General features: G+C 36.2%; 14 protein-coding genes and 2 tRNA genes. All 16 read left to right on the top strand.

The genetic code is table 11. The features are described from left to right. Positions 1-5 precede the first annotated feature (5 nt). The 16 genes from P9X27_06485 to recR all read left to right on the top strand — a co-directional run bounded on the left by P9X27_06485 (position 6) and on the right by recR (position 17,274). A complete protein-coding gene (locus tag P9X27_06485; protein ID MDP8254023.1) occupies positions 6-488 on the top strand; it encodes a 3-isopropylmalate dehydratase small subunit in 483 nt (160 codons plus the stop codon). Further along, a complete protein-coding gene (locus P9X27_06480) occupies positions 470-1,558 on the top strand; it encodes a 3-isopropylmalate dehydrogenase (protein ID MDP8254022.1) in 1,089 nt (362 codons plus the stop codon). Before P9X27_06485 ends, P9X27_06480 begins: the two co-directional genes overlap by 19 nt. A 12-nt stretch (positions 1,559-1,570) precedes the next feature. Continuing rightward, the gene (locus tag P9X27_06475; GenBank protein ID MDP8254021.1) at positions 1,571-2,590 is read left to right on the top strand and encodes an aspartate-semialdehyde dehydrogenase; all 1,020 of its coding nucleotides are present in this window, start codon (positions 1,571-1,573) and stop codon (positions 2,588-2,590) included. A gap of 26 nt (positions 2,591-2,616) precedes the next feature. Beyond that, positions 2,617-4,128 carry a sodium-dependent transporter gene (locus P9X27_06470; GenBank protein MDP8254020.1) on the top strand — a complete coding sequence of 504 codons (1,512 nt, stop codon included), beginning with the start codon at positions 2,617-2,619 and terminating at the stop codon, positions 4,126-4,128. A gap of 17 nt (positions 4,129-4,145) precedes the next feature. After that, the gene (gene truA / locus P9X27_06465) at positions 4,146-4,865 is read left to right on the top strand and encodes a tRNA pseudouridine(38-40) synthase TruA (protein ID MDP8254019.1); all 720 of its coding nucleotides are present in this window, start codon (positions 4,146-4,148) and stop codon (positions 4,863-4,865) included. Beyond that, a complete protein-coding gene (locus P9X27_06460) occupies positions 4,862-5,647 on the top strand; it encodes a methyltransferase domain-containing protein (GenBank protein ID MDP8254018.1) in 786 nt (261 codons plus the stop codon). The genes truA and P9X27_06460 overlap by 4 nt, the downstream gene beginning before the upstream one ends. Beyond that, positions 5,644-6,585, top strand: a complete 942-nt coding sequence (locus tag P9X27_06455; protein ID MDP8254017.1) for a glycosyltransferase family 2 protein — start codon at positions 5,644-5,646, stop codon at positions 6,583-6,585. Before P9X27_06460 ends, P9X27_06455 begins: the two co-directional genes overlap by 4 nt. A gap of 2 nt (positions 6,586-6,587) precedes the next feature. After that, on the top strand, positions 6,588-8,453 hold the full coding sequence (gene asnB / locus P9X27_06450) for an asparagine synthase (glutamine-hydrolyzing) (protein ID MDP8254016.1): 1,866 nt from the start codon (positions 6,588-6,590) through the stop codon (positions 8,451-8,453). Further along, positions 8,440-10,164 (top strand): glycosyltransferase family 39 protein, encoded by a 1,725-nt coding sequence (locus tag P9X27_06445; protein MDP8254015.1) that lies wholly within the window; start codon positions 8,440-8,442, stop codon positions 10,162-10,164. Before asnB ends, P9X27_06445 begins: the two co-directional genes overlap by 14 nt. Continuing rightward, a complete protein-coding gene (locus P9X27_06440; protein MDP8254014.1) occupies positions 10,139-13,066 on the top strand; it encodes a radical SAM protein in 2,928 nt (975 codons plus the stop codon). The genes P9X27_06445 and P9X27_06440 overlap by 26 nt, the downstream gene beginning before the upstream one ends. Beyond that, positions 13,063-14,220 carry a glycosyltransferase family 87 protein gene (locus tag P9X27_06435; GenBank protein ID MDP8254013.1) on the top strand — a complete coding sequence of 386 codons (1,158 nt, stop codon included), beginning with the start codon at positions 13,063-13,065 and terminating at the stop codon, positions 14,218-14,220. The genes P9X27_06440 and P9X27_06435 overlap by 4 nt, the downstream gene beginning before the upstream one ends. A gap of 111 nt (positions 14,221-14,331) precedes the next feature. After that, positions 14,332-14,405: transfer RNA gene (locus tag P9X27_06430), tRNA-Arg, on the top strand. Positions 14,406-14,420: 15 nt separating this feature from the next. Then, the gene (tadA, locus tag P9X27_06425) at positions 14,421-14,876 is read left to right on the top strand and encodes a tRNA adenosine(34) deaminase TadA (protein ID MDP8254012.1); all 456 of its coding nucleotides are present in this window, start codon (positions 14,421-14,423) and stop codon (positions 14,874-14,876) included. 7 nt (positions 14,877-14,883) lie between these two features. Beyond that, a tRNA-Ser gene (locus P9X27_06420) sits at positions 14,884-14,975 on the top strand. 48 nt (positions 14,976-15,023) lie between these two features. Further along, entirely contained in the window at positions 15,024-16,685 is a 1,662-nt protein-coding gene (gene dnaX / locus P9X27_06415; protein ID MDP8254011.1) for a DNA polymerase III subunit gamma/tau, read from the top strand. Beyond that, complete coding sequence (recR, locus tag P9X27_06410; GenBank protein MDP8254010.1) at positions 16,675-17,274, top strand: recombination mediator RecR; 600 nt, start codon at positions 16,675-16,677, stop codon at positions 17,272-17,274. Before dnaX ends, recR begins: the two co-directional genes overlap by 11 nt. Positions 17,275-17,295 lie beyond the last annotated feature (21 nt).

Here is a 17,295-nt window from a genome sequence, read left to right as displayed (position 1 = left end):
CAATCATGAAGATAAAAGGTCGAGTTTGGAGATTTGGTAACGATATTGATACGGATTTAATAATCCCTGCAAGATATCTTGTTACAACAGATGCAAAAGAGCTAGGGTTGAACTGTCTTGGGGGTATTAAGAAAGGCTTTCCCTCTGAGGTTAAGAGTGGAGATATTATAGTGGGGGGCAAGAACTTTGGTTCTGGGTCATCTCGCGAACACGCACCTCTGGCTATTAAAGGTGCAGGTGTAGCTGCTGTGATTGCCTCTTCTTTTGCCAGAATATTTTATAGGAACTCGATAAATATAGGATTGCCTATAATAGAGATTGATTCTGTAAATAGATTTAAAGACAAAGATTTAATAGAGATAGATTTTTTAGGCGGCAGTATAAGCAATTTAACTACAAGAGAGGATCTCTCTTTTCAGAGTTATCCTGAATTTTTACAGAGAATTATAAAAGCAGGAGGTTTGATGAGATGGGCAGAGAAGATTTAAAGTCATATAATATTGCTGTTATAGCTGGTGATGGAACGGGACCTGAGGTTGTAAGAGAGGGGTTGAAGGTTTTAAAGGCGGTAGGTTCAAAGTATGATATCAAATTCAATTTTAATGATTATGATTTTGGAGGAGATAGGTACTTAAAGACCGGAGAGATACTTCCAGACTCTGCAATTGAAGAGCTGAAAGGCTATGATGCAATCTATTTAGGCGCGATTGGCCATCCTGATGTTGCTCCTGGAATTCTTGAAAAGGGAATTCTATTAAAAGCTAGATTTGCGTTGGATCAATATATTAACTTAAGACCTGTGAAGCTATATCCTGGTGTCTGGACTCCAATTAAAGATAAAGGCCCAGAGGAGATAGACTTTGTTGTTGTGCGGGAGAATACCGAAGGGCTCTATACCGGCTGCGGTGGCTTCTTAAAGAAAGGCACGGATAAAGAGGTAGCAATTCAAGAGTCTGTAAATACTAGATTTGGAGTCGAGAGATGCCTTAGGTATGCATTTGAATATACCAAGAAGAGAAATAAGAATAAAAAGCTTACTCTCTGTGGAAAAACCAATGTTTTAACTTATGCTTTTGATCTCTGGGAGAGAGCTTTTAATGAAGTAGCTAAAGAGTATACTGATATTACTACTGATTATGCTCATGTAGATGCAACTTGCATGTGGATGATCAAGAACCCAGAATGGTTTGATGTCATTGTAACTGATAATATGTTTGGAGATATTATCACTGATTTAGGGGCTATGATTCAGGGTGGTATGGGTATTGCAGCTGGAGGCAATATCAATCCGGAAGGGGTTTCAATGTTTGAACCAATCGGTGGCTCTGCCCCCAAGTATACAGGTCAAAATGTTATTAATCCTCTTGCTGCTATCTCTGCAGGGGCTATGATGCTGGATACCATTGGAGAGGAAGACGCAGCTTTAAAGATTGAAGATGCGGTTATGGATATTACAGCTAACAAATTAAAAAGCCTCTCAGCCGGTAGAATGGGTTACTCTACTACTGAAGTAGGCGATATGGTAGCTGAGCGTATCTTAAACGATAAAATAAGTTAATAAAATTCTATTATGAAAGAATATAATGTAGCTGTATGCGGGGCGACTGGAGTAGTTGGCAGGGAGATGCTTAAAGTCTTAGAGGAGAGGGATTTTCCGATTAAGAAGCTGCTTCCTCTGGCCTCTGAGCGTTCTATTGGTAAAGAGATTGAATTTAAAGGTAGAAAAATAAAAGTCGAGCTTCTTGAACCCGATGTTTTCTCAGATATAGATTATGCTCTCTTCTCTGCTGGTTCATCCGTTAGCTTAGAGATTGCACCTGAAGCTGCTAAGAGGGGAGCGGTTGTTATAGATAATTCCTCAGCTTTTAGAATGGATGACGAGGTTCCTCTAGTTGTGCCCGAGGTAAATCCAGAAGATGCTTTTAGGCATAAAGGTATAATTGCTAACCCTAACTGCTCTACTATACAGATGGTTGTAGTACTTAAGCCAATACACGATAATTTTAAGATTAAAAGAGTTGTTGTCTCTACTTATCAGTCTGTATCTGGATGGGGTAAGGAGGCAGTAGATCAACTCTGGAAAGAGATGGCTAAGATTGCAGAGAGTGGTGAGACCAAGGTGGATTTAGAGAATAGGGTTTTGCCTTCTCAGATTGCATTTAACCTCTTTCCTCATATAGATACTTTCTCAGAAAATGGATATACCAAAGAAGAGCTGAAGATGGTTAATGAGACAAATAAGATTATGCATGGAGATCTCTCTGTAACTGCAACATGCGTAAGAGTCCCTATCTTAATATCTCATAGTGAGGCGATAAATATTGAGTTGGAGAAAAAAGCAGACCCTGATGCGATAAGAGAATTGCTAAGTAATGCTCCAGGGGTAAAGGTTATCGACGATGTATCTAATAATAGCTACCCAATGCCTCTTTATGCAGCGGGTTCAGATGATACCTTTGTAGGTAGGATAAGAAAAGATTCTACAGTTGAGAGCGGAATCTGGCTTTGGGTTGTATCCGACAACCTAAAAAAAGGAGCTGCTTTAAATGCAGTTCAGATCGCTGAGCTTCTTGCGCAAAAGAGTTGCTAGTCATTGCATGATCTTATTTTTTTGGAATGGAAAATGAATATATGCAACCCCATCGCCCTCAGTGGAAGAGCAGAACAGGTTTTCTACTTGCAGCCCTAGGTTCAGCAGTAGGTCTTGGTAATATCTGGAGGTTCTCCTATCTCTGCTACAAGAACGGCGGCGGAGCATTTTTAGTCCCTTACTTCATAGCTCTTTTAGTTGTAGGTATACCGTTGATGATTCTTGAGATTGGGGTCGGGCATAAGATGAGAGGCTCAGCTCCGATGAGCTTGGCAAAGATAAATCGCAGATGGGAATGGTTAGGATGGTGGTCGGTAATATTTGTAATGTTTGGAATAGTTCTCTACTATTCTGTGATAATCTCCTGGTGCTTTAATTATCTTTTGTATTCTTTAGATCTAAAGTGGGGCTCAGATCCTAATAGCTTCTTTTTCAAACAGTTTCTAGGTGTTACCAAAGGTCCGTTTCAGATAGGTAATATCAGATTCGGGATATTGATAGCGCTTGCTTTTGTGTGGTTTATAAATTGGATAATTGTTTTTTTAGGTATCGAGAAGGGAATAGAGAGGGCGAACAAGATATTTATGCCTCTACTATTCTTCTTAACAGCTGTTCTTGTTTTTTGGAGTATAAAGCTGCCCGGTGCTTTAGAAGGTTTAAGGGTATACCTTAAGCCAGATTTCTCTCTTCTTGGAGAACCTCGGGTCTGGATAGAGGCTTTCTCGCAGATATTCTTCACCTTAAGTCTCGGTTTTGGAATAATGATAACGTATGGGTCTTATCTGTCCAAAAAATCTGACATAGTATTAAACTCTTATTGCATAGCCGGATTAAATTCTATCTTTTCTTTTTTTGCTGGTCTCGCTGTTTTTGCCACTATAGGCTATATGGCCAATCAAACCGGAGTAGGATTTAATGAGGTCGTAAAAGAGTCTATAGGGCTGGCATTTGTAGTGTACCCTCAAGCTATAAGTCTATTGCCGTTTCTACCTCAACTATTTGGTTTTCTATTTTTCTTAACACTTTGTGTTGCCGGAATATCGTCTTCTATATCAATTGTTGAGGCTTTTAACTCTGCATTGATAGATAAGTTTCATTTTAATAGAAAGACTGTTACGAGCGTAGTCTGTATTCTAGGTTTTTTCGGTTCTATGATATTTGCCACTGGAGGAGGGTTATTTTGGATAGATATAGTCGATCATTTTCTCTCTCACTATGGGCTGATAATGGTTGGAATACTTCAGACTATTTTAGTAGCTTGGGTGTATAAGGCTAGTAAATTAAGAGAGCATATCAATAATGTGTCCGATCTTAAGATAGGAGCGTGGTGGGATGGAGCAGTAAAATATGTTGTTCCAGGTGTGCTTTTGATTCTCTTCTTCAATGATTTAAGCTATGAAATTTTAAATCCCTATGAAGGCTATTCTTCCGTTGCATTGCTTCTCATAGGCAGGGATTGGCTTCTCTATACTCTATTTGCTGCTCTGATTTTTGCTATGCGGCCCTGGAGAAGAGATATTCATTTTGATAAGGAGTAAGAATTATAAATATTAAATTGGTTCTAGAGTATGACGGTAGTTGTTTTTCTGGTTGGCAGAGACAGAGAGAGGGGACTACTATTCAGGGCGAGGTTGAATCAGGGCTATCTAAGATTCTGTCGAAGGATGTGAATCTAATATCTTCAGGCAGGACAGATGCTGGAGTTCACGCAAGATATCAAGTAGCTAATTTTAAAACAGATAAGACTGTATCTCCTGCTGATATCAAAAAGGCTTTGAACTCGATCTTATCTTCAGATATTAGAATTAAATCTGCACAGAGAGTCAGCTTGGATTTTCATGCACGTTACTCTGTTAAAAGCAAGGTGTATAGGTATAATATATTTACAGGAGAGTTCATCTCTCCGTTTAAAGCTAGATATTTCTGGCATCTGCCTTTAGATTTAGATTTCTATAAGATGAATAAAGAGTTAAAATATATCTTAGGTAAACATGATTTTATAAATTTTCAGGCTAAAGGAAGTAGCGTTAAGGGTACAGAAAGAACAGTCTCTAAAGCTTTTTTAAAAAAAGATGGTAATTATTGCAGTGTTTTTATAGAGGCAGATGGATTTCTTTATAAGATGGTAAGATTCCTGATAGGGACTCTTGTTGAGGTTGGCAGAGGTAAGTTTGAGCCTAAAAGATTAAAAGCTCTCCTTCAATCTGAGAGCGGGTTAAGAAGAGGGCCTACTGCTCCAGCTAGAGGTCTTTTTCTCTGGGAGGTGAAATATTGAATAAGATAGGCATGAAAGAGCTGCAGGATTTTTTGAAGATTTTAGGAGAAGACCATTATAAGGAAGGTCTTTATTACTATAAGCTTTTAGAATACCCTTTGGTTTTAAAAGAGATAGGTTTTGAAAAAGCTGGAAAGATTCTTGATATAGGTTGTGGTAAAAGCTTCTTGCCTCTATATTACCTTTATAGAGGACTTGAAACCTGGATAGTAGATAATGGTGAATTTTATAGTGATTTCGATAGTTTTTATAGGCAAATTCTGGACTCAAGGCATTTTATGGATGATGAGAATATGAATATTATTTGGGGGAATTTTCAGGATATAGATTTTCCTACAGACTATTTTGATTTTATTACAGCTGTTTCAACATTAGAGCATTTCAAGTTTGGCGGTGATATGGAGGCGGTAGCAAAAGCAAGTGTCTTACTTAAAAAAGGTGGACGGCTTATTGTGACTCTGCCTTTCTCTCAGGCTGGTACAAAAGAGAGGTTGCTTGACAATAATGGTCATGCGTATTTTCAGCGTGATTATGAGTTAAATTGTATTTTTAAAAGGATAGTTGAGCCTTCTAAGTTAAGATTGAAATATTTCTATGTTATTGGTGAGAGATGTCCTTCTTTAGGAAAGTTTTTTTTCTTTAAGATGCCTTTTGCAAAACATAAAAATACCTGGGCACGCCTCTTCTCTAAGTTATTTTGGGAGACCTACTATAAGGGAGAGGATGAAGAGCTGCCGCAATTTAAATATCCTGGGGTAATAATTGTAGTATTAGAGAAATGAATTTATATAAGATTTCCGTTGTAATACCGGTTTACGATGAAAAAGAGAGTCTCTCTCAGTTATTTGAGGAGCTGAGGAATGTCTTAATTGAGATGCCTTATGATTACGAGATAGTGGTTGTAGATGATGGTAGTAAGGATGGAAGTTGGGAATTAATATTGAATGCTTCTAGCTCAGATGAAAAAATAAAAGCCATCAGGCTCCTTAAGAACTACGGGCAGACAGCGGCAATTCAGGTTGGTTTTGAGAATATTAGCGGTGATCTTGTCCTGGTTATAGATGGTGATGGACAGAATGATCCTGCTGATATTCCTAAATTAATATCCAAAATTGACGAAGGTTATGACGTTGTAAGCGGTTTTAGATCTAGAAGGAAGGATTCGTTAGTAAGAAGATTCTTTTCTTATTTTGGCAATCTTTTGATTAGAAAAACGACAGGACTTAAGATCCATGATGTAGGCTGTAGTTTGAAAATATACAGAAAGGAATGGATTGAAAATCCCAAGCTCTTAGGTGAGATGCATAGGATATTTGTTGTATATCTTGCTGAGATGGGGGCTAAGGTTGCTGAGATTAAGGTCAATCATCGTAAAAGAATAGGAGGGTATTCTAAATATGGCTTAACTAGGGTTATAAAACTGATAATGGATTTAATATTATATAAGTTTTTTACGAGCTTTGCTTCCAGGCCTATATATGTATTTGGAGGCACAGGATTTGTAAGCATCAGCACCTCTTTCTTTATATTTTTGCTTGTTGTTTATAGAAAGATTGTTTTTGAGGGCCTGTGGTTAAGCCCCCTGTTTTTTATAGCTGTAACATTGCTAACTGTAGGTATTCTTTTTATCATGATTGGTATATTAGCTGAGATTATTGTGCGCATATATTATCAGACTAAGTACGGCTTCCCCTATAAAATCAAAGAAAGGCATAATTAAATATGTGTGGAATTCTTGGCTCACTAGGTTGCGACATCGGTGATAACGGGGAGAGGTTTAAAAGAGCTCTTAGCACTCTTTATAGTCGTGGTCCTGATGAGCTCGGATTTTCTTTAGCAGGAGAGGTTAAGCTAGGCTGCCGTAGACTCAAGATTATAGGGTTAGAAGACGGAAGCCAGCCTATATGCAACGAAGACGGTACTTTAAGCATAGTATTTAACGGGGAGATATATAATTACAGGAATCTAAAAGCCCAGCTTAAATCAAAGGGCCATCTATTTAAAACAGATACTGATACAGAGGTCATTCTTCATTTGTATGAAGATAGAGGTATTGATTGTTTGGGCTATCTTGACGGCATGTTTGCATTCGCTATCTATGATAGTAGGGACAAGAGCTTATTTATTGCAAGAGATAGATTTGGAATTAAACCGCTTTTTTATTTTAATAGCGGTGATGGATTTATATTCTCATCTTCGATTAAAGCTATTGTAAAATTATTAGGATATAGACCTGACATATCCAACAAAGCTTTAAATCTATATTTTTGGTTAGATTATATACCGTCACCCCATACGATATATCAGAGCATATCTTCGCTCTTGCCGGCACACTATCTTACTTTTTCAAAAAGTAAAGGACTTAAATTAAAGAAGTATTATACTTTGAGTATATCTGACTATAGTGTTAAGAGAAAAGGTGATTTAGTCTCTGACATTAAAGATAAGATATCAGAATCGGTTAAAAAACATCTTGTGTCTGACGTTGAGCCGGGCCTTTTATTAAGCGGGGGCCTTGATTCAAGCATCGTAGCCTATCATATGAAAGATCATATAGGAGCTTTTAATACATTTAATATTGGTTTTCAAGATAGTAGTTTTGATGAATCAAAATATGCAGCTTCGGTTACAGGGGAGCTGGGATTGAAAAACAATTTTAAGGAGTTTCATCTAGATTCTTTATTCAGCTATTTAGAGAATATTGTTTCTGAACTAGATCAGCCATTTGCTGATCACTCTCTCTTGCCAACGTATTTTTTATCGGAGTTTACTTCTAAATATTTAAAAGTCTCTCTCTCTGGAGATGGTGGAGATGAATTATTCTGCGGTTATCAGACCTATATTGCCCACAGGATATTCTCTATTTATAAGACCGTACCTTTAAAATTAAGAGAGGGGATATTAAGAACAATGCTGCTTTTTACTCCTGCCTCAGATAGATACTTTAGTTTAAATTTTTGCTTAGATAGATTTAGTCGGTCTCAGAGTATAAACGATTTAATAAGGCATGCTGCTTGGATGGAGAGTTTTGGAAAAGAGAGAAAGCGTCTTCTGTCTGAGCGCCATGAAGATGTAGAGAATGAATATATAGATTTTATTCAGGATAATTTTATTACAAAATCCGAAGGATTGCAGAGAATTCAGCAGTTCGATATCTATAGCTACCTTAGTAATGATATTCTGTATAAGACTGATTTTGCAAGTATGCGTAATTCATTAGAAGTTAGGGTGCCTTATTTGGACAGAGAGTTAGTTGAATTTGCTCTTTCGATTCCTGAAAATTTAAAGCTGCGTAATCTAAAAAACACAAAATATATATTAAGGCATGCTTATGGCGATATGCTTCCTCCTGAGATTATCAAAAAAAGGAAAGCAGGGTTCAGTATACCTGTTGCAAGCATGTTGAGGTTTGATCTGAAAGATGTGCTAAATGATTTTATTCAAAATGATAGCAGCTTAGAATATCTAAATAGAAGTTATATTAAGAGCGTATTGTCAGAACATTTGCAATATAAGAAGAATAATCGTAAAATACTTTGGAATATTTTAATTTTCTTTATATGGTCTATGAAAAATGAAGCAGAATAAATGGTTTGTAATACTGCTCTTTGTTGTCTTAATTTACTCTATTGCAGCTATCTGTATTATTGCCTCTAATCCAAGGTTCTCTACTATAGATGCCCCCAACCATGCTATGTTCTGTGTTCAGTTTTATGGCAATACAATAGATTTATTACATAATTCTGAGTTGTCTATTTTAGATAAAATATTTGAATTTAAGAATGTTTTCTCTGAAGGAACAGTCTATTGGCCTAAGCTGCTTAATTTAAGCTCACTACCTTTCGTGTTTATCTTTGGGTTGTCCGCTTTTAGCATAAAAATGGCAAATATATTGTACTTGATAATTTTTATGGTTTTTAGTTTTCTACTGGCTTTAAAACTTGGAGCTAATAATAGAGAAGCTCTTTTTGTCACACTTGTTCTTCCGCTTTACCCTATCATTATAAGAGCTATGCAGAGCTATGGCTTAGATATTCCGCTCATGAGCATAGTTGTTCTGTTTTTCTTCTTACTTTTAAAGACAGATGGATTTAAGAAGACTGTTTATTCAATATTAGCAGGTTCTGCACTTGGAATTGGCTTATTGATCAAGGGGCAGGTTGTGATTTTTGTTTTATTACCTCTATCTATATATTTGTTTAGTTCGTTGTCGAAAGAGATTAGGCGCGACGGTAACTATGTGCCGCTCTTTAAGCTGCTTGCCAATTTTTCTCTATTCTTGATCTTTACTTTTCAAGTAGGCGGCTTATGGTGGAAAGGGAAGTATGACGACCTATTAGTGGCTTTAAGGACGCATACAGCATCTGATTACAAGCATTTCGAGAGTGCTCCTTATGAAGATTTAGGATCTTTAAGTTATTACCTTTTTTATTTTAAATATCTTTATCTAAGTGGTTTTGGACTTCTGATTAGTTGTTTTTCAGTATTTTCGGTTTTTAGATATATTTTTAATAGATCTATACCCAATAAAAAAATTGCGTTATCCTGGTTGTTCTTTCCGCTCCTAGCATTATCTTGCTTGTTTAGAGTTCATCAGATTAGATATGTTCTTCCTCTTATTCCGGTTATTGCTATTATGACTGTAATAGGGTTAAGGTTTAAAAAACCGTTTTGGACTATCTTTTTTAGATCATTATTTTTAATTATATTAGTTTTTCGGGTCTATCTATTGGCGTTCTCTGAGGGAGAGAAGCCTCTCTATGATAAGCTATTTGCCATTAGTAGCGGTGATAATATTCTAAGAGACTTTGAAGCGAACAATTCTGATATAGCCGATTCTTTTTATGAAAATTTAGAAAACTATTTAGCCCCTGGTCAGTATAATTGCTTGATTGTCCGTTCAGCTGGCATTAAGAATGGTCCTGTCGGGATGCAATTCTGGATTGAGATAAAAGCGCATAGCAAGGGCTATAGAATTTTAACCCATGATTTATATGATCAATGGGTCTCGGCTTATCATTGGTGGACAGATACCCATGGTAAATATATAATTTTATTTATTGAATATAGAAATCGAGAGCCTGGAGGAGATACACTTTTTGATAAAGATTGGATATTTAAAAAACGTGAAGGGCTGTTTTTAAGAAAAGATGATTTTGAAGATCACCCTATAACGGCTGAGCTTTTAGATGAATTTTCTCAGCTTTTAAAAGAGAGAGCTAAAAAAATGTTTGATTTTGATGTAGCTGCATATCACTGCAAAGTATATGAATATGAAAATGTTTCAGCCGCTTATTGACGGCACTAAATCGGATCTGCTGCTTTTAATGGTCCACACTTGGCATCCTTGGATGCCTCCTCTGGGTATATCTTATATATCAAGCTATATGGAATCTAAGGGATATAAGACGTTGCTCTTTGATTTTAATGCTAAACTATACAATAATGTCTCTGATGAGAAGAAGAAGTTTTGGGATATAAGCATTACAAGCAGTCTGCCGCAGCTAGATATAGTAGGTCTTTTGATAAGTAGTTTTTCCAAAGAGATTGATGAATTAATCGATATAATTCTTAAGCGCCCAGAACCTATTATAGGGTTCTCTGCCAATTACTTAAGCATCTACGTTGTGAATCACATTGCTAAAATTATTAAGAGTAAAAATAGCGATAAGTTATTAGTTGCAGGTGGTCCAGGCTGTTTTTGGGATTTTGATCGTAGCGTTATTGATCCTGGGGTGATAGATATCTTTGTTTTAGGAGAAGGGGAGGGCCCATTCTATAAAATAGTAGAAAGTTTTTATAAGAAATCTAGTCTAGAAAATATTCCAGGCACTATATTTGTAAAAGATAAAAAAGAGATTGACAATAGTCCGGCTGATCCAATATCTGATTTAAATACCATTCCTTATCCAGATTTTAAAAATCTAGATTTAAATGACTATGGATTTGGTGAAAAACAGACTAGAACTCTACCTCTGTTGACTAGCCGCGGCTGCATCTCTAAGTGTACTTTTTGTGTAGATCATTTTATGTGCGCCCCTTTTAGGATGAGAGATCCAAAGAATATAGTCGATGAGATAAAGTTCCATATAAAAGAAAATGGTGTAAGGAATTTCTCCTTCAATGACTTGCTTTGTAATGGAAATCTAAAAAAACTTAGAGAGCTTGCTGAGCTTATCAAAAAAGAGTCTCTTAGTATACAATGGGGCAGTTATGCTGTTGCCAGAGGGGATATGGATTTAGAGTTATTAAAGAGCCTTAAAGATGCAGGCTGCGTATCTCTGTGTTATGGAATAGAGAGTGGGTCAGATAAGGTTTTAAAGGTGATGAGAAAAATCTATAATACTTCTGATGCTGAGCGAGTCTTAAGATTGACAAAGGAAGCAGGTATGAAGGCTACTTTTAACATAATTATAGGTTATCCTGGGGAAGGCAGAAGAGAGTTCCAGCAGACTCTCCGCTTTGTAAAGAGAAATAGAGCTTATATAGAAAATATCATCAATGTCTCTACTCTATTTATTAATCCTACGGCAGCGCTTGGAATGGAGCCTGAAAAATTTAATATTTATTTTCCAAAATTCCCTCAGAGTTTTAAGTTTATTTCATTAAAAAAGGCTTTTATTCCTAGGTACTATAATATTTTTGGCATAAGTTCAGCCGTAAAAGATATGAAAGGAGTGGATATTTCAGAATTTGTTGATAAAAGCGGAAACACAAAACCAGTAAGACTCAAGAGGCTAGTAAAGACGCTTTATTTCTTGCAGAGACTTGGACTATTCAGGAGTGAGCCGATTATAAATGTTTATGCCACTAAGGACAAGAAAGTAAAGAAGGCTATTGAATATATAAGGAGCAGACAGATCCTTACTTTCGGGGATCTTAGCGTTAAATGCAGCAGGGAAGGTTTTGTAAAGATATTTTTAAAGCATAAGTGTATTACTGCAGGCCCAGGATTAAATGTTGCTTTTTTGATTAAAGATCATTGGTACGATACATCTAGATATGTATGGGATATTAAGAAGATAGGTTTAAATAGGATTGAGATTATGATCAATATGGGTGATGTAGCCATAGAACATAAGTGGATCTTAGAGCTTAAACCCGAAGGATTGCATTGGCATATTAAGGTTTGTTTTAAGGCTAAAAACTATACTATTAACGATGCTAAGATGGGGCTGATGCTCTCAGAGTTTTATAAATATTGGTATTCCAAATCTTATCAGGGAGAATTTCCTATTTTAGATGATAATTGGAAGAGCTTAGATCTAGGTGATGTTCAGAGTGTTTGGGCTATGACAGAAGGAGAGTCTCCTTTTGGGGTTGAGATGAGCAAGATTGAAAGCTCTATACCTTTAAGTCTGAGGATGGAGAGTTCTCTTACAAAGTATAGCTTTAGATTCCTAGCCTTTAGAAATAAAATTATTAGGACCTGCAGCAATAATAAGCTTGATGTTAAACTTTTTCTTGGTTTTAGAGAAATGTCCAAATCTTATTTGAAGATAAAAGAAGATAAGGAGATATTGGAGAAAAAGGAGTTTCAAATTGTTGGAGCTGGGGATGAGCTTAATGAAGAGAAGGAGCCTCTATCTCTTAAGAGATCCAGTTTTTTGGATCTGATTATAGATAAAGGTGTAAAGTTGTACTATAAGCAAAGTGAAATAACATCTGAATGCGGGGTTGTTGTAACATGCCACCATAATGACAGGATATTGGACAGTAGAGATGCTATTTGGAGCTCTGTAGGTGATAAAAATTGCGATATATTTGATCTCTATTGGGAGAATATATGTTTTCAAATAGAGTTGAAGATAAGAGTTAAGAGAAACAATATTCTATGGAGTTTTAGAGTTTACTCCTTAGAGAATACAGAGTTAAAAGAATTGAAGATTGGTATTTTTTTAAATAAAAAATATGACTCTTGGTCTTTGGGGCCATTTAAGGGCGGTTTGCCGGACAATGTTAAAGATAGATGGGGCTATCTTCCTCTTACAAAAAGTAATGATAATAAAATATTGTTAAACTCTAGCCAGAACAGTCTTCCTGCTCTTGCATTCTCTAAATCTAAGCAGGGATTTTTTCAAATAGAAGTTCCTGATTTAAATATTGCAGAAGGCAAGATTGTCTGTGTTGTTTTTAATAACCTGTTTCTTAAAAGTGGAAAACCGTTAGACTTTAATTATAAGATTGGTTTAGAAGAATGAAAAACAAGATACTGTTAATCTTAATCGTTCTTTTAATGGTTGTTTCGGTATTTCGTTATATACACAGAGCCCCTAAGAGGAATTATTCTGATTTTCATGTTCTTCATACAACTGCTGAAAGATTTAAGTCTGGAGAGGAGCTCTATACTTATGAAGGTGAGGTTTCGTATTTTAAGTATCCTCCTTTCTACGCTTTTCTAATATCTCCATTATCTTTTCTCAGTGAGTATCAAGCAGCTTTGCTCTGGCACCTTATTAATTGGGTTTTTATGGTTTTGATTTTTTATTGTTTGGTAAGAATCTTAAATTCAAAACGTTATATCTTGATTGTGTTATTAGGATTCATATACAGCTTCCGCTTTATACTGGAGAATTTAGACCAAGGACAAGCCAATATATCTTTTTTAGCTTTTACTGTTTTTGCTCTTTATTTTTATCTTAAAGATAGAAAGATAGCCTCGTCTTTTTTTCTTGTTGCATCTATTTTGTTCAAGTATCTCTCGCTTCTATTCTTGCCGTTATTTATTTTGAAAAAAGATTATAAGTATATAATGCGTGTAATCTTTTTTGCTCCATTGCTCTATTTTTCTCCGATTATAATTACTGGTTTTAGAAGAATGGTACAGCTTAGTCAGGGAAATATTGTTTTTTTATTTCAGAGCTCATTGGATAAATATTCTATAACTTGTTATCCTAATCAGTCTTTATTGGCAGCGTTTAGAAGGCTCTTTTCTCAAAACCAATGGTATTCAACGCAGTTATTTCAATTATCTGATAAGGCAATATCGATTGTATTCATAGCCGTGTCTTTAATGCTTTTAATCATTGCCGTATTACCTAAAAGAGATTTGCGGATAAACTTTGGTCTTATTGCAATATTGGTGGCCCTTCTTAATCCTAATGGTTGGAAGAACTCTTTCGTCTGGCTTCTTATCCCAGCTATGACCATGTTTTATTTTATTTTTGAAAAGAAGATTAAAGACAGAGTATCTTTAATCATGCTTATCTTATCATTTGTTTTTTGCTCTTTAACAAGCGAGTTTGTAGTTTATAGCTGGGCAGGTGATCTTTTTGAAATATATTCATTCATTACCTGGGGAGCATTGATGTTATTCTTTGGACTCCTGAGGATAAATAGGGCGATAGACACCTGAACTAAGCCCATTTCTCTATTTTAAAAATAGTTTTCGTATTTACTCCATTGTGGTTTTCTGCTAATCTTTATCTATATTTTGCAGATTTTTCTAACGATAATTAAACTTTATGCGCCTGTGGCTCAATTGGATAGAGCGGCTGGCTACGAACCAGTAGACTGGGGGTTCGAGTCCCTCCAGGCGTATATGTCTTCTATATGATGAATGACAGTTTTTATATGCAGGAGGCTTTAAAAGAAGCCTTTAAAGCGCGGAATAAAGACGAGGTGCCCATTGGGGCGGTTATAGTATATCAAAACAAGATAATAGCCCGGGCACATAATCAGGTAAGAATGCTCAAGGATCCTACTGCTCACGCAGAGATTCTTGCTATAACACAAGCAGCGGATTACTTAAAGTACGAAAGATTGAATGGATGCAATATCTATGTTACAATCGAACCTTGTATAATGTGTGCTGGTGCGTTAATACTGGCGCGGGTAGATAAATTGATATACGGAGCTTCAGATAATAGGCAAGGAGCTTTTGGTTCCCTGTTGGATATTACAAAATATAAAGATACGCATCATAAGGTAAAAGTAGAGAGCGGTCTTTTTAAAGAAGATTGCGCTTTTTTGGTTCAGAAGTTCTTTAAAGAAAAAAGAGTTACAATTTAAAATAGACGGAGAGGTGGCTGAGCGGCCGAAAGCAGCCGCCTGCTAAGCGGTTGACCCTGTAAAAAGGGTCCCCGGGTTCAAATCCCGGCCTCTCCGCCATATTAGTAATAAATTTGCAAAAAGTTTTTATATAGAGAGGGAGATACTTTGAGTTATTTAGCCTTAGCAAGAAAGTGGCGTCCTCAGAATTTCGATGATATAGCTGCTCAAGACCATATTGTTGAAATATTAAAGAATGCAATTAAGCTTGATAGAGTTTCTCATGCCTATCTTTTTGCAGGTCCTCGAGGGGTAGGTAAGACTACGACAGCCCGTGTTTTGGCAAAAGCATTAAACTGCAAAGAATCTCTCCTTCCAAACCCTTGTCTTAAATGCGGCAATTGTCTTCAGATAAAAGAAGGGAGCAGCCTTGATGTTTTAGAGATTGACGGGGCTTCCAACAGGGGGATAGACCAGGTTCGTGATCTGCGTGAAAATGTTAAATTAAAGCCGGCTCAATCTAAATTTAAAATATATATAATAGATGAGGTCCATATGTTGACAGAGGCTGCTTTCAATGCTCTTCTTAAGACATTAGAAGAGCCACCAGAGCATGTTAAGTTTATCTTTGCAACGACCCAGCCTAATAAGGTTCCAGTTACTATCATTTCGCGTTGCCAGAGATTTGATTTTAAACCGTTCTCTGTAACTGCAATAAAAGATAAACTTATTGATATATTGACTCAAGAGAAGATAGGATTTGAGCCCGAAGCTGTTCTTGTGATAGCAGGATCTGCCGGAGGTAGCTTGCGAGACGGGGAATCTTTATTAGATCAGCTTATATGTGTTGCAAAAGGGCAGAAGCTTAAAATAGAGATGGTCAAAGATTTTTTGGGAGTCATTGAAACGGCTATATTGTATGATTTTATACAGAGTTTAATAAGATCCGATGTCAGTGATAGCTTTACAATATTAGATAGGTTGCTCTCTGAAGGTAGAGAGATCCCCACTATAATCGAAAGCCTGCTCTCTTATTTTAGAGCTATACTCCATTGCAAAATCCTAGGCTCTACTGATTTTACGGTTGGAGCTATAGCTGTAGATTTAGATAAAGCCAAAGAGCAATCTGAGCAGCTAAGTAAAGAGGAATTAATTTTTATATTAGAGTTGCTCAGTGAGCTTCAAAATAGAGCAAAGATTGTTTCATCTCCAAGAGTCTTGGTCGAAGTAGGTCTTTTAAAGATATGCAGTAGATCTAAATATCAAATAGTTTTTAATCAGATTTTAGATAATGATTTAAAAGAGAGGCGGAGTGTCAAAGAGCAAACATTGCCTCCGGTTAAACCCAAACTGCAGTTAAATATCCCGGTTAAAAAAAAAGTAATTGAAGCATCGCTCTCTCAGGATGATAGCAGTTTTAAAAAAAATGATTCTGAATCGAAAAATAATAGTGAAGCATTAAGTTTTCAGAAGATTGAAGAGATCTGGCGAGATGTAATTAAAGGCTTAAAAGATACAAAGCTCTACCTCGCTTCCTACTTAGAAGGTTCTGAGGTTAAATCTTTTGAATCTGACAATATTATTGTTGAGGTTAAAATTGATTCTGATTTCCAGTGTGAACTAATAGATGAGAACAGGAGAATTATTGAAGATTCAATCTCTTTAAAGTCGGGTAGAAAGATCAGATTGAAATATCTTTATAATAAGGTAGTTGTTGTTGATAATAAAAAGAAAATTCAGGAGATATTAAAAAATCCAAATATAAAAAAGATCTCCAAATTATTTAATGCCAAAGTCCTTAAAGTGATACCCAGGAATAATGAAGTTTGAACTGCTTAATAGCTTAATCGAAAAATTTGTTAAATTTCCCGGCGTGGGTAGAAAGACTGCAGAGCGCTATGCTTTTCATGTATTAGATATGAAGTCTAACGAAGTAGATGACTTAGTGGATTCTATGAAGTATCTTAAGGAGAGGGTGTCTAACTGCAAGCAGTGTAATAACCTTACTGAGGATAATCTCTGTGATATCTGCAAGAATGGAAGCAGAGACAGTTCTCTTCTTTGCGTTGTTGAGGAGCCAAAAGATTTGATGTCTATTGAGAAGGCAGGGTGTTTTAAGGGTAAATACTTTGTTCTTCTGGGTGCGCTTTCGCCTTTGGACGGCGTAGGAATTGAAGATATAAAACTGAATGAACTTTTCTGTTATGTTAAGTCCAACTTTGCTATAAAAGAGATTATTATATCGACCGATGCTGATGCAGAAGGTGAATCCACAGCCCATTACATCATGAAACTGCTTAAGCCTTTAGGTAGGAAAGTTTCACGTATCGGCATGGGCTTACCGGTTGGAGCAGATTTGGAATTCATAGATAGGAATACGCTGCAGGAAGCTTTTAAAGGGCGAAGAGAGATTCTCTGATTTCTTCACTCTTTTTATTAT

This window comes from Candidatus Kaelpia aquatica (assembly GCA_030765335.1).
In the GTDB taxonomy this organism is placed as follows: domain Bacteria; phylum Omnitrophota; class Gorgyraeia; order Kaelpiales; family Kaelpiaceae; genus Kaelpia; species Kaelpia aquatica.
Note: the sequence above shows the minus strand (reverse complement) of the source record. Positions and strands in the feature narration are given on the sequence as shown.